A 13,413-nucleotide genomic window follows, 5' to 3' on the forward strand; every position below is an offset into this window, starting at 1 on the left:
ACCAGACCGACAGCAACCACGCGGACGCGAAGGAGACAGCGACATGATGGCAGTGATCCTGGCCGGGGGCCTGGGCATGCGGTTGCGCCCGTACACGATGAACATTCCCAAGCCGCTCCTGCCGCTGGGCGACACGCCCACGATGGAGATCGTGCTGCGCCAGCTGGCGGACCAGGGCTTCACCCGTGTCGTCCTCACCCTGGGCCACCTGCCCGAGCTGATCGTCGCGATGCTCGGCGACGGCCAGCGGTACGGCCTGCGGATCGACTACCAGCTCGAGGAGGAGCCGCTCGGCACGGCGGGTCCGCTGCGGCTCGTCGACGACCTCGACGAGACGTTCCTCGTCATGAACGGCGACCTGCTCACGACCGTCGACTACGCCGGTGTCCTCCGGGAGCTGGAGTCCCGAGACAGCGCCGCGACGATCGTGCTCGCTCGTCGCGAGGTCCACATCGACTACGGCGTCGTCCACACGGCACCGTCGGGGTCGCTCGAGCGCTACGAGGAGAAGCCCACGCTCGACTACTACGTCAGCACCGGCATCTACGGACTGACCAGGAGGTCGGTCGGGCTGATCCCGGAGGGCCGCTTCGACATGCCCTCGCTGATGACGCGGCTGACGGAGACGGGCGAGGACGTGCACTGCCTGAAGTCCGACGCCTACTGGCAGGACATCGGACGGTTCGACGACTACCAGCGCGCGAGCGCCGACTTCGCCGACGCACCCCACCGCTTCCTGCCCGGGCTGCCCGTCCCCGCCACCCCCGGAGCCGTGCTCGCGTGAACGCCGTGACCACCGCCGACGCGGTCCGTCGTCCCGCCGGCCGGACCGCCCAGCTCGCCCGCGTCGTCGTCCGACGGCAGGACTCGCTGCTGCAGCCCGACCTCGACGAGCACGCCGACGCGCTCGCCGAGCGGGTGCGCGGCGAGCGGATCCTGGTGGTCGGCGGAGCGGGGAGCATCGGCTCCGCCACCGTCAGCGAGCTGGCACGTCTCGGACCGCGGCAGCTCCACGTCGTCGACGCCGACGAGAACGGCCTCGCAGAGCTGGTCCGGGACCTCCGGAGCCGCGATCTCGTGGGCCCCGGGACCGAGCTGCGCACCACGCCCATGGACGCCGGCTGCCCGACGATGCAGCGGATGATCACGGGGAACGCGGGCTACGACCGCGTCCTGAACTTCGCGGCGGTCAAGCACGTGCGGTCCGAGAAGGACGTCTACTCGCTCCTGCGCATGCTGGAGATCAACGTGCGGCTGCCGCGCCGGCTCCTCGAGTGGGTCGACGGCACGACCCGGCGCTACTTCGCGGTGTCCACGGACAAGGCGGCGAACCCCGTCAACCTGATGGGCGCTTCCAAGCGGGCCATGGAGCACGCGATCCTGGACGAGCAGCTGGGCCCCGAGGTCACGAGCGCGCGGTTCGCCAACGTCGCGTTCTCCCAGGGCTCGCTGCTCGACGGCTGGCTGCGGCGCATGGACAAGGGCCAGGCCTGGGCGGTGCCGCGGGAGACCAGGCGCTACTTCGTGACCCTCGAGGAGTCGGGCCACCTCTGCACGCTGGCCGCGCTCCTGGGACGTCCCGGCGAGGTGGTCATCCCGGACCTGGACCCGCGCACGCAGCTGCGCGACCTCGTCGAGGTCGCCGAGGACGTGCTCGGCAGCATGGGGCTGCGGCCGTTCTTCTGCGAGGAGGAGGACGACGCGCGCCGCGCAGCGGTCGACCCGAAGCCGGGCACCTGGCCGGTGCTCCTCACCAATCTCGACACGTCGGGCGAGAAGGAGTTCGAGGAGTTCGCGGGGAGCGGGGACGTCGTGGCCGACGCCGGGTTCGCGGCGCTGCGATCGCTGCGAGCTCCGCGGGCCCGCCCCGAGCTCATCCGGTCGGTGCTGAGCGAGCTGGACGGCTGGCTCGACGACCCGACTTCGTCGGTGGACAAGGACGACGTCGCCGACCTGCTGCGCGTCCTGGTGCCCGAGCTCGAGCACCGCGGCAGCACCCGGGGACTCGATGCCCGGATGTAGCTCAGACCTCGAGCGCCTGTGCAGCGACCTCGGCCAGCGACTCGACGGGAGTCCCCGGGAGGAGCGACAGCAGCAGCGCCGGGTCACCGACGACGCGGGGTACGCCGCCCGGCTGGGTGTTCACCACCTCGACCGTGAGTCCACGCGTGGCAGCCATCGCCTCGATGAGCTCGCGGTAGGACGTCGGCCGGCCCGAGCACACGTTCACCAGGTCGACCTTGCCGGCGATGCCGGCGAGGTCGACCAGCCGGTCCCCCACCCAGGCCAGGCCGGAGATGTCGCGCACGAGGGTGGCATCCCGCACCTCCACCACCTCGCCGGACGTCTGCAGGCTCCGGATGCGGGCCGCGAACTCCGCCACCGGGCTGGCGGTCCGGCGGCCCGGCCCGACGACGTTGAAGACGCGCGCCACGGTGCCCTGCAGACCGTCGGTGCGCAGGTCCTGGACGAGCTCGGTCGCCGCGAGCTTGGACCGGCCGTAGTCGCTGAGCGGGCGCCCGACGTAGGACTCGGACACCCGATCGACCAGGGGCGCGCCCACCTCCGCAGCCGAGCCGATCGTGAGGAAGCGGGCGCCGTGCGTCGCGCACACCTCGGCCAGCTCCCGGCAGATCCGGAGGTTGGCGATCTCGAGCTCGGCCGGGCTGCCCGACGCCTGCCCGACGGCGTTGACCACCACCACGTCGGGCCCGTCGAGCAGGGCGGGCAGGTCGGCCATGCTGGCGACATGCGACACGGCGGGCCGCACGGCGAGCTCGATCGTCTCGATCCCGCGCGCGCACGCGGCCTCGACGACCGCCCCACCGACCCAGCCCGTGGCTCCAGCCACGACCAGGCGCAAAATCCGCCCCACTCGCGTGAGGGTAGCGCCCCGGGGGGCCTGGTTGGCCCCGGATCGACCAGCATTCACCCACATTGGCCAGCGGTGCCGTCGCACCCACCCACTCCAGACCACGGGGAGACACCGTGACCCACGTCCTCTACAGCTTTCCGCACCCGGTCGGCGGCGTCGGCATCGGCACGGTCGCGTGGCACCACGTCGACAGCCTCGCCCGGACGGGAGCACGGGTCACGGTGGTGTGCACCGTCCTCCACCGGCGCTTCGACCCGAGCCTGCCGATCCGGGTCGTCCAGGTGCTCGGGCCGGTCCGGCCGCGCATGATCGGGCGGGCACGGGCGGCGGACCTGGTCGATCGGGTGACCGCGCACCAGCTGCGAACCCGGAGACCGGACGTCGTGCACACCTGGCCCGGAGCGGTGCTGCGGACCGCGGCCCGGGCCGCCGCGCTCGACATCCCGTCGGTCCGCGAGGCCCCCAGCCCCTACACGCGCACCGCCGTGGCCCAGGCGGCCGCCGCCTGGGAGGACCTCGGCCTGCAGGTCCCGGAGGGGCACTTCCACCGGATCCCGGAGGAGGCCCTCGACCGCGAGGACCGCGAGTTCAGCGCGGTCGACCTCGTGCTGGTCGGCTCGCCCGAGGCCGCTCGCACCTTCGACCAGGCCCCCGTCCCTGTCCGGGTCTCCGTGAATCGCTACGGCTTCGACCCCACGCGCTTCCGGCGCCGCGCCGCCCCGGACGCGGCACTCACCGCCGTCTTCATCGGCAGGGGCGAGCCCGCCAAGGGGATCCACGTGCTCCTGAGGGCGTGGTGCCGGGCGGTCCGTCCTGACGGGGCACGCCTCCTCATCCGTGGAGACATCGATCCCGGCGTACGCCGCCTGCTCGCCGCCGAGCTGGCGGACCCCAGCGTCGTCGAGGCTCCCCGCGTCGACGACATGGCCGTGTTCCTGGCCGAGACCGACCTGATGGTCCTGCCCAGCTTCTCGGAGGGGAGCGCGCTCGTCAGCTACGAGGCGCTCGGCGCCGGATCCGTGCCGCTGGTGTCCGCGGCCGTCGGGTCGCCCGTGCAGCACGACATCGACGGCCTGGTGCACGAGACGGGCTCCGAGAGCGAGCTCGTGCACCACCTCGAGCGGGTCCTCAACGACCCGGCGGAGTGGCGCCGGCTGCGCGCCAACGGGGCGACCAGCGCGGCGGCCTGGACGTGGAACGCAGCGGGCGCCCGCCTGCTCGACCTCTACCGCGGCCTGGACGCCGCCACGCCCTCCCTGGCGCCCTGACCCGGTCCCGTCGGACCGGTCAGCCGCCCAGGGCCGCGGTGCGCCAGTCGCGGTAGCGCCCCGACCAGTCGTGCCGCGCGCGGAACGCCGTCAGCTCAGCGGCCGTGCCGCTCGGGAGCGCCGCCGCTGCCACCACGGCGGGCGCCAGCGGCTCCCCCGGCTCGACCAGCAGGCACCGCTCGGAGATGCCGCGCATCGGCGGCAGGTCCGTCGCGACGACCGGCGCGCCGGCACCGAGGTACTCGAAGAGCTTCAACGGGCTCATGGCGATCGTCATGGGCGTCCTGCGGTGCGGCACCAGGCAGACGTCGGCGGCGGACATCATGGCCAGGATGACCGGCCGGGGCTCCAACCCGAGCAGCAGCACGTTGGGAAGCCGGGCGATGTCGGCGAACAGGTCGGGCTGAGCGAGGTAGCCGACGAGGACGAAGGTCCACTCGGGCAGGTCCCGCGCGCACGCGGTCAGGGCGGCGACGTCGACGCGCTCCTCGAGCGAGCCGGCGTAGAAGGCCACCGGGCCCTCGAGGCGGGTGAACCAGTCCGGCAGCTCGCCCAGCTGCTCGAAGTCTGCGGCCGCGATGCCGTTGGGTACGACGGTGCCCCGCCCGGAGCCGATCCGCTCCACGATCGCCTGCGTGACGCCGATGACGTGCACGTCGCGGGCCGCCATCTCCTGGTAGCTCCACGAGATGAGGTCCCGAGCCGGCTGGAAGGGCGGGTACGACAGCCAGTCGTCCCACCCGTAGTAGACGACGTCCGCCCATTCGTCGCGGTCTGCCACGGCCGCGAGCACCGGGTGGCAGGTGACGAGGACGGGATCCTGCATGCCCCGGTCCCGGCCGTGCCGCCGGAGCCGGCGGTCGAGTCTCGCGTAGTCGCGGGCCGTCGTCCGGAGGTCGCTGCTGTCCGAGCGCCGCCACCTGCGCGGCCGGACGAGCGTCCGGGACGGGTCGTCCGGGAAGCCCGCGTCCCAGGGGCGCCGCCGCTGGCGCAGCCGGCTGGCCTGGCTCCGCAGCGGGTCGGCGACCAGCAGCGACGCGACCTGCGGATCCGCGCAGAGCTCGGCCGCCATGCGGTCCGCGGACCAGGACATCCCGCGACCCGCGCCGTCCGCCCAGGTCTGGTACGCCAGGGCGTAGACGACGGAGTCGTGCCGAGGTCCTCCGGTGCCCGTCATGCGACCGGGACCGCCGTGGGCCGTTCCTCGGGACGCACCTCGCCCGACCGGAACCGCCGAGGCTGGTCGTGCACCTGCGACCACAGGGCGCCGGCACAGCCCAGCAGGAGGAAGAGCATGAAGGCGGTCTGGCGGAAGCTCAGCTCGTCGAACGTCGTCGCCGAGACCGCCAGGGCCGCGATGCTGCCGCACAGGGCCTGGGCGAGCCCCCGCAGCGCGGGGTCCCCGGTCCGGTGGCGGACGCCGCGCGCGACGCACATGCCGGTGATGTAGACCACGATGAGCGCGGCCATTGCGATGATCCCGCCCTCGAGCAGCGACCCGAGGTACTGGTTGTCGACGTAGAAGTACTTCGTCGGCTGGAACGTGCCGAGGCCGCGGCCCCACCAGACGAAGCCCTCCATCAGGCCGGGGATCTCGGCGTAGTCCTTGGTCCGGCCGGCGATGCTCGGGTCCTCGTCGCCGATGAGGAAGAGGCTCTTGAGGGTCCCGAGCAGGCCAGGAACCATCGCCCGGAAGACCACGACCCCGATCAGGCCGACGACGGCCGCGTTGAAGCGGGCGCGACCGTTCAGGTGCACGACGTAGATGGCCAGGCCGACGCCGAGCGCCAGGATGCCCGACCGCGACACGCTCATCGGGCTCACGATGAGCATCAGCGCCAGGGCCACCCCGCACCGGCGCCGCTGGACCTGCGTCGAGGCGTGCAACGCCAGGTGGAGCGCGAGGGGCGCGAGGCAGGCGATGGCGACGGCGTACTCGATCGGGTGCGCGGCCGCCACGTCGATGCGGGAGAAGCCGGAGCGCGTGTCGTTGATGATGTCGGTGTTCGACGTCAGCCCGGGCAGCTTCATCAGCTCGGAGTAGACGAAGCCGCTGTTGGCGAACTCCACGATCCCGAGGAACGCGGCGACCCCGCCGATGACCACGAGGTGCTCCAGGAGCGTCTCGACGCGCTGGCGATTCTCGAGGCCGTCGACCGCCAGCAGCCCGATGCCGAGCATCGCGGCCACCGGGAACAGCGATCGCAGGGCGCCCGCGCTCTCCTCACCCGTCAACGACCGCGACATCGCGGCCGTGAACGAGACCAGGATCGAGATCGCGAAGAGCAGGAACGCCCAGCGGATGGGATGGCCGCCCCGGGCGTCGAGGAGCCCGAGGATCCGGCCGGCCGCCCACAGCGCGAGCGCCAGCATGCCGACGAGCAGGGCCGGCTGGCCGACCGATTTGAGCGGGCCGACGAGCACGTAGTTCTCGGGGATGAGGAAGAGCAGGAGCAGCAGCAGGGTCAGGACGGCCTGGGCGTCACGGCGCGACACCGCGATCAGGCCGACGACGAAGGACAGGGTGATCAGCCCCAGCACGACGAACACCGCCGTGGCGTTCACCAGCGGCGCCACCGCGAGGGCCCCGGCACCGATCGCCGTGACGATCCGCAGGGTCCAGCGCAGCCACCGCGACCGGCGTACGGCGCGCGTCACCACCGCAGCCTCCCTCAGCGGACACGCAGGAGCCCGCGGCTCCGCGATGCATCCTGCTCCTGGCCGGTCGCCTCGGGCTCGACCTCCACCTCGTGCAGGGTCCGGCTGGTGCCGTTCGACGTCCCCGGCGCCATGCGCGGGGCGGCGCGCTTGCCGCTCCCACGACCGCCGGCGGCGAGGCCTTCGATCTCGTCATCGTCGTCGTCGGTCCGCTTCTGTGCGGCCCGGGCGCGGCGCCGGGTCGCGAGCCGGTCGACGAGGAGGGACAGAGCCGCACCGGCGATCAGGCCGATGCCCGCGATCGCGGCGAGCAGCTTGATCTTCGACGAGGGAGGCAGCTGCGTCACCTGCACGGGCGACGTCGTGAACGTCGTGTACTGCGACTCTCTCGGCGCTCCGGCGCGATCCTGGATCTCCTGCGCGATGCCAGCGGTGTCGTCGAGGACCGACGAGACGATGTCGCGGACCGCGCGGGGGTCTGGCCCCCACGCCTGGACCACGTAGCTCTTCGAGTACTGGGGCATGGACGCCGAGAACGTCGCCCCGGTCGCCGGTGTCCCGGGACCGTAGCCGCGGGTGCCGAAGGAGGCCCGGGAGCGCTGCTGCTCCATGGACATCAGCTCGTCCTCGAGCGCCTCCGCCAGGAGCGCTCCGTTCTCACCGCCGAGCGGGTTGGCGCTGCGCGGGTCGGGCTCGTTCGGGCTGAGGTCCTGTGCCTGGGTGTAGACGAGGGCGTAGTTGCCGTAGGCCGTGTACACGGGCTGCTGATCGCGCACGAGGCCGATGCCCGCGCCGGCTGCGATCAGGATGACCGCCAACATGACGTACCAGCGGCGCAGGCACACCTTCATGACGTCTAGCGCGTCCACGGTTCCCCATCTCTGTTGTCTTCCCCGACATGGTGATCTGGCGGGAACACTAGGTGGGCCGGAAGGCGCGGATCCCGGGGTCGCTGTTGTCGTACCCAGAATGGGGTACCGGCGTGACTCACGGCGTGGCGCGTGGTTGATTTGCCCCCGACCCGGCGCTCGCAACGGGTGTATCCCGACGCAAGTCGGGAAGGGGTTCAGAGGGCATGGATCGCCGAAACTCCGCTCGGGCGGCGGCGCCGCAGCCACTCCTCCCCCCATTTCAAGGAGAGCCCCGCATGACCCCCCTCCCCCGCCTCGTACTGCCGCGTGCCCTCGCGGCGCTCACGGTCGGCGTGCTGGCCGCCTCGCTGTCGGCCGGCACCGCCACAGCAGCCGCCCCCGAAGCCTCGGCAGCGCCGGCAGCCAAGGCCGCGAATGCCTGCAAGTTCCGGCCGGGCCCCGGAAACACCGGTGCCCACGGTGTCCGCCAGGACCGGGGTACGACGTCGCTCCGCTCCGGTCAGACGCTCGAGAACGCCAACGTCAGCAGCCTCGAGATCCGCGGCTCCGGCATCACCGTGCGGAACGTGCGGGTGTCGGGCAACATCTTCGTCACCCCGGGCAGCAGCAAGGTCCGCATCGTCCGGTCGACCGCCCAGGGCATCGGCATCTCCAGCGCCTCGAGGATCTCGGTCGTGCGCTCCGACATCGGCTTCAGCTCGGACGACGCCATCCACGTCACCTCCGACGCCGGGAGCCTCGTGCGAGGCGTCAAGCTCCGCTACAACTACATCCACGACCCCCGCGTCACCAATGGCGCCCACTACGACGGCACCCAGGTGCGCGGCGTCCACGGCATGCTGATCGAGTGCTCGACCTACCGGGCCGGGCCGTACCAGTCCAACTTCAACGCCGGGGTCTACCTCGAGAACGCCAACGGCGGCGACTCCAACGTGACCGTCCACCACAACTGGATCTTCGGCTACGCCTTCTCGGTGATGGTCGACGCGGAGAGCGCCACCTTCACGGCGAACCGCGTCCGCGACCCGCACTGGCGTGCGTGCTACCTCGGCAACAGCTCGGGGAGCGGCGGCTTCGAGAGCTCGGGCAACATGGCCCTGCCCTCGCACCGGCACGTGAGCCTCTGCGGCCAGGGCTGACGGATCGGAACCTCCCGGGATCCGCTACCCCCAAGGTAGGGGATGTCCCGCCGGCACTGACGGACGCGTCCGTCCCGTCGACATAGTTTCGGGACGTTCGCGGATGGTCCGCGGCACCAGTCAGTCGCGGAGCACGGATGGACGACCCGAAGGCCTCGGCGGCAATGACGACCGCCGAGGACGTGACGACGACGAGCGTGGCGCGCCACACCCGCCACACGGCCGCCTCGCAGGGCTTCACCCAGGCCGTGCGGTTCGCGACCACGATCGTCCTCGCCCGCCTGCTCACGCCGGACGACTTCGGCGTGGTGGCGATCGCCCTGGTCGTCAGCATGGTCCTCGACCAGCTCAAGGACCTCGGCACGGGAGCCGCGATCGTCCAGCGGGACGTGGTCGACGACGCCCTCGTCAACGCGGTCTTCTACCTCAACCTGGCGCTCGGCGCCGTCCTCGCGGGGACCATGTTCCTCACCGCGGGGCCGTTGGCCGGCCTGCTCGGGAACCCGGACGCGGAGCCGGCCCTCCAGGCGTTCGCCGCGATCACGTTCGTCACGTCCTTCGGGCAGATCCACCACTCGCTGCTGCGCCGGCAGATGCGCTTCTTCGATCTCGCCGTCATCACGACCGTCACGGCCGCGGTGACCGCTGCCGTCTCGATCTCCACTGCGTTCATGGGCCTGAACTACTGGTCGATCGTCCTCGGCACGGCCGCGGGCGCCGTGGTCGGCACCGTGATGGTGTGGGTCTACAGCTCGTGGCGGCCGACGCTCGGCCGGATCGACGTGTCGAGCCTGCAGTCCATCTGGCGGTTCAGCTACCACCTCTTCCTCTCCAACCTCCTCTTCGTGGTCTTCAACCAGGTCGACAAGGTCATCATCAGCCGCTTCCTCGGCGGCGCCGCCCTGGGCACCTACACGCTCGCCCAGCGGACCGTGACCTCGCCCGTCGCCACCGTCAGCTCGATCGTCGCGGAGGTGACCTTCCCGGCGTTCTCGCGCCGCCAGGACGACGATGCCGCGCTGCGCATGGGCTACATCAGGTCGTCGCGCGCCGTCGCGCTCGTGACGTTCCCCGCGCTGTGCGGGCTGGCCGCGCTGGCCACTCCGGCGGTCGCGGTGGTCTTCGGGTCGGAGTGGTCGGACCTGGCGCCGATCATCTGGCTGCTGGCCCCGGTCGCCGCGATCCAGTCGGTGACGTCGACCTCCGCCCAGATCCTGCTGGCCAAGGGCCGCAGCGACGTGTCGTACCGCTGGGGCATCGTCTACTGCGTGGTGCTCACCGTCGGTGAGCTGTGTGCGGTCCCGTGGGGGCTGGTCGGCGTGGCCGCCGCCTTCGCCGGTGGCGTGCTGCTCCTCACGCCGTTCGGGCTCATGCTCGCCTTCCGCGAGATCGACCTGCGGCTGCGCGACTACCTGCGCCAGATGTTCCCGCACATCTGGATGACGGTCGTCATGACGGCGGTGACGCTCGGGGCGTCGCTGGGCGTCCGGTACGCCGGGGGCTCCCACCTGCTCGAGCTCGCCGCCGGGCTCGTCGCGGGCGGGCTCATCTACGTCGTCCTGCTGCGTCAGGTCCGTCCGCCCGGCCTGCTGGACGCGATGGCCGCGATCCGGGAGCGGCCGTCGTCATGACCACCGAAGCCGCAGGGTGCGCCGTCAGCGTCGTGGTCCCGGTCTACAACCCCGGCTCGCTGCTCCGCGAGCAGCTCGGCGCTCTCGCCGCACAACGCTTCTCGGAGCCGTGGGAGGTGGTGCTCGCCGACAACGGCTGCACCGACGGGTCCCTGGCCGTCGTCGAGGAGTTCCGGGACCGGCTCGACGTCCGCGTCGTCGACGCGTCCGAGCGCCCCGGCCCGTCGTACGCACGCAACACCGGAGCCCGGGCGGCTCGCGGGCAGTGGCTGGTCTTCTGCGACAGCGACGACGTCGTCGCGAGCGGCTGGCTGGTCGAGCTCTGGGCCGCCCGTCACTCCGGCGACCTGGTCTGCGGGCGGGTCGACGTCACCCTCCTCAACGACCCGGTCCTGCTCAAGGCCCGCGGCGGACCCGACTACGGTCGGTCGCTGCCGACCGGCCCGTGCCACTTCCTGCCCTACGCCTCGTCGGCCAACGTCCTCGTCCATGCGACCACGTTCCGCGACCTCGGCGGCTGGGACGAGTCCCTCCCGCACTGCGAGGACGTCGACTTCAGCTGGCGGGCCCAGCTCGCCGGCGCGCGGCTCGTGTTCGCTCCCGGAGCGCTGATCCACTACCGCTACCGGAGCTCGGTGACCGCGCTCTTCCACCAGATGCGCCGCTACAAGGCGAGCGAGGCGCTCCTCTTCGTGCGATACCGCGCGGTCGGTGCGAAGCGCCAGTCCGGCCGCGAGGCGCTGGAGAGCTTCTGGTGGCTGCTCTCGCGTGGCCCGTACGTGCTGCTCGGGACGGAACGTCGAGCCCTGTGGTTCTCGATCGCCGGGTCGGTGGCTGGTCGGATCCAGGGCAGCTTGCGCCACCGGGTGATCTACCTGTGAGCGCGACGGGAGGGGAAAGAGCATGACACGCGTGTCAGTCGGGCTGCCGGTCTACAACGGCGAGCGCTACCTCGAGCAGGCGCTCGATGACCTGCTGGTGCAGACCCACACCGACCTGGAGATCGTGATCAGCGACAACGGGTCGACGGACCGGACCCAGGAGATCTGCGAGCGCTACGCCGCCCGGGACGCCCGCATCGTCTACCTGCGCCAGGACGTCAATCGGGGCGCCGCCTGGAACCACAGCGAGGTGGTCCGGCGCGCGTCAGGGCCCTACTTCCGCTGGTACTCCTACGACGACCGCCTCGACCCGCGGTGCATCGAGGCGTGCGCGGCGGTGCTCGACGCTGACCCGTCCGTGGTGCTGGCGTGGCCGCTCACGACCGTCATCAACGAGGACGGCGCGATCACGTCGCACTACCGCTCCGACCTCCCGTTCGAGAACGGCTCGCCGTCGCGGCGGCTGCGCAGCCTGCTCGGTGCCCGCACGGAGGACACGCTCCTGCACATGTGCTACCCGGTGTACGGCGTGGTGCGGCACGACGTCTTCCTCAGCACCCACCTGCTCGGCACGATGCCCGGCGCCGACACCGTCCTGCTGTGCGAGCTCGCGCTGCGCGGCGACTGGGCGCTGGTCGGCCGGCGGCTCTTCTTCAACCGGCGCCACGTCGACTCGTCGGCGGTCGACAAGACGCCGGAGCAGATCTCGGCGTGGTTCGACCCCGCCGCGAGCGACGTCTTCCCCATGCCCCAGCACCAGCTGATGGTCGGCTACCTCCGGGCGGTGCTGACCGCCCCGATCGGCATGGTCGAGCGGGCGCGCTGCCTGCTCGTGGTGGCCAGGTGGCTCACCGCCAACCGGCAGTGGCGCATCATCCTCGGCGAGTACCGGATCCGACTGCGCCAGCGCCGAGCCCGACGACCTCGGCACCTGGCGACAAGGACTCGACCAGCCGGCTGATCTCCTCGACGTACACGGGGTTCATCACTACGACGAGGTCGCAGCCGGACTCGCCGAGCTCGTCCGGCGCGACGATCCGGTGGCCGGTGCCCGCGACGAACCGGCCGTGCAGGTGCGGGTTGATGTCGACCACGCGGTCGACCACCTCGGCCAGGTCGCCCATCGCGATCAGGAACGCCGTGCCCTTCGACCCGGATCCCCAGATCACGACGCGACGCCCGGTACGCCGGGCCTCCGCCAGCCTCCCCCGCCACCACTCGAGCTCCTGGCCCACGCCCTGCTGGAACGCCTGGGCCCGGCCACGCAGGGCCTCGAGCCCCTGCGGGGAGAGCCGCGGCGCCCGGGCGGTGCCCGTCGCGGTCGCCTCGACCAGCAGGTACTGGCCGGCGTAGGCGAGGGTGACCTCGCGGACCTCGAAGCCGCACGACTCGAACAGCTCGCGGGCGGTCTCCGGCGTCAGGTACGCGCAGTGCTCGTAGTAGACGTCCCAGAACGCGCCCTCGTCGAGGATCCTGGTCGCGTCGGGCACCTCGACCAGCACCGGTACGTCGGGCCGGTCGGCCAGCGCCGCGCGGAGCTGCGTGAGCAGTGTGACCGGGTCGTTGACGTGCTCGAGGACGTGGCGCATCACGACGGCGTCACAGGGCGGCAGGTCGCCGGCGGCCTCGAACCGCTGCACCAGCGGCTCGACCCGAGGGTCCGCGCTGCCGAACCGCACGACGTCGATGGTGGGGTCCATCGCCACCACCCGCGCCGCCCCGGCGGCCGACAGCATCCGGCTGAAGTCGCCGCGGCCGGCGCCGATCTCCACGATGGTGCGATCGGCGAGCCCCCACCGCGAGACCCAGAGGCCGGCCAGCCAGGTGGCGTAGGAGACGAAGGTCCCGGAGAACGCCTGGGAGTCCTCGTATCGGTCGCTGTACGCCGTCCGGCCCTCGTCGAACTCGCGGTTCGCGAGGTACCCGCAGGCGTCGCAGAGCACGAGGTCGAGCGATCCCAGCGGCACGAGCCGCGCCTGCTCGCGGCTGTCCATGAGCAGGCAGCTGTGCACCGGGAGGCGGTCGATGCGGTGCACCGAGAGTCCGCCCGACGCGGAGCAGAGCGGGCACGCGCCCGTCGCGGGCACCG

At 71.9% G+C, this 13,413-nt stretch carries 12 protein-coding genes; 7 read left to right on the top strand and 5 right to left on the bottom strand.

What is annotated here, in order from left to right:
* Positions 1-43 precede the first annotated feature (43 nt).
* Positions 44-784, top strand: a complete 741-nt coding sequence (locus ACFQQI_RS10085) for a sugar phosphate nucleotidyltransferase (RefSeq protein ID WP_378561789.1) — start codon at positions 44-46, stop codon at positions 782-784.
* Positions 781-2,022, top strand: coding sequence for a polysaccharide biosynthesis protein (locus tag ACFQQI_RS10090; RefSeq protein WP_378561792.1), 1,242 nt, complete (start codon positions 781-783; stop codon positions 2,020-2,022). Before ACFQQI_RS10085 ends, ACFQQI_RS10090 begins: the two co-directional genes overlap by 4 nt.
* A gap of 1 nt (position 2,023) precedes the next feature.
* Here ACFQQI_RS10090 and ACFQQI_RS10095 read toward each other — a convergent pair whose 3' ends face one another.
* Complete coding sequence (locus ACFQQI_RS10095) at positions 2,024-2,851, bottom strand: NAD-dependent epimerase/dehydratase family protein (RefSeq protein ID WP_378561795.1); 828 nt, start codon at positions 2,849-2,851, stop codon at positions 2,024-2,026.
* Between the two features lie 137 nt (positions 2,852-2,988).
* On the opposite strand from ACFQQI_RS10095, the gene ACFQQI_RS10100 reads away from it, so the two are divergent.
* Positions 2,989-4,143, top strand: a complete 1,155-nt coding sequence (locus tag ACFQQI_RS10100; RefSeq protein ID WP_378561798.1) for a glycosyltransferase family 4 protein — start codon at positions 2,989-2,991, stop codon at positions 4,141-4,143.
* Positions 4,144-4,162: 19 nt separating this feature from the next.
* Here the strand turns inward: ACFQQI_RS10100 and ACFQQI_RS10105 are convergent, their stop codons facing one another.
* Genes ACFQQI_RS10105 through ACFQQI_RS10115 form a run of 3 tightly spaced genes read right to left on the bottom strand, consistent with a single transcriptional unit; the run spans position 4,163 to position 7,670 of the window.
* Complete coding sequence (locus tag ACFQQI_RS10105; RefSeq protein ID WP_378561801.1) at positions 4,163-5,320, bottom strand: glycosyltransferase; 1,158 nt, start codon at positions 5,318-5,320, stop codon at positions 4,163-4,165.
* Entirely contained in the window at positions 5,317-6,804 is a 1,488-nt protein-coding gene (locus ACFQQI_RS10110; protein ID WP_378561804.1) for an O-antigen ligase family protein, read from the bottom strand. Before ACFQQI_RS10110 ends, ACFQQI_RS10105 begins: the two co-directional genes overlap by 4 nt.
* An 11-nt stretch (positions 6,805-6,815) precedes the next feature.
* On the bottom strand, positions 6,816-7,670 hold the full coding sequence (locus ACFQQI_RS10115; RefSeq protein ID WP_378561807.1) for a hypothetical protein: 855 nt from the start codon (positions 7,668-7,670) through the stop codon (positions 6,816-6,818).
* 278 nt (positions 7,671-7,948) lie between these two features.
* On the opposite strand from ACFQQI_RS10115, the gene ACFQQI_RS10120 reads away from it, so the two are divergent.
* From ACFQQI_RS10120 to ACFQQI_RS10135, 4 genes are all read left to right on the top strand, one after another.
* Complete coding sequence (locus tag ACFQQI_RS10120) at positions 7,949-8,812, top strand: right-handed parallel beta-helix repeat-containing protein (RefSeq protein WP_378561810.1); 864 nt, start codon at positions 7,949-7,951, stop codon at positions 8,810-8,812.
* A 137-nt stretch (positions 8,813-8,949) separates the two neighbouring features.
* The gene (locus tag ACFQQI_RS10125) at positions 8,950-10,443 is read left to right on the top strand and encodes a lipopolysaccharide biosynthesis protein (RefSeq protein ID WP_378561813.1); all 1,494 of its coding nucleotides are present in this window, start codon (positions 8,950-8,952) and stop codon (positions 10,441-10,443) included.
* Positions 10,440-11,324: a glycosyltransferase family 2 protein gene (locus tag ACFQQI_RS10130; RefSeq protein WP_378561816.1), complete on the top strand. Its 885-nt coding sequence runs from the start codon at positions 10,440-10,442 to the stop codon at positions 11,322-11,324. Before ACFQQI_RS10125 ends, ACFQQI_RS10130 begins: the two co-directional genes overlap by 4 nt.
* Before the next feature lie 22 nt (positions 11,325-11,346).
* Positions 11,347-12,285, top strand: coding sequence for a glycosyltransferase family 2 protein (locus ACFQQI_RS10135; RefSeq protein WP_378561819.1), 939 nt, complete (start codon positions 11,347-11,349; stop codon positions 12,283-12,285).
* Here the strand turns inward: ACFQQI_RS10135 and ACFQQI_RS10140 are convergent.
* On the bottom strand, positions 12,197-13,411 hold the full coding sequence (locus ACFQQI_RS10140) for a class I SAM-dependent methyltransferase (RefSeq protein WP_378561822.1): 1,215 nt from the start codon (positions 13,409-13,411) through the stop codon (positions 12,197-12,199). The two genes, ACFQQI_RS10135 and ACFQQI_RS10140, sit on opposite strands and share 89 nt — an antisense overlap.
* Positions 13,412-13,413 lie beyond the last annotated feature (2 nt).

The organism is Nocardioides sp. GCM10030259, from assembly GCF_042666375.1.
Taxonomy (GTDB): Bacteria; Actinomycetota; Actinomycetes; order Propionibacteriales; family Nocardioidaceae; genus Nocardioides.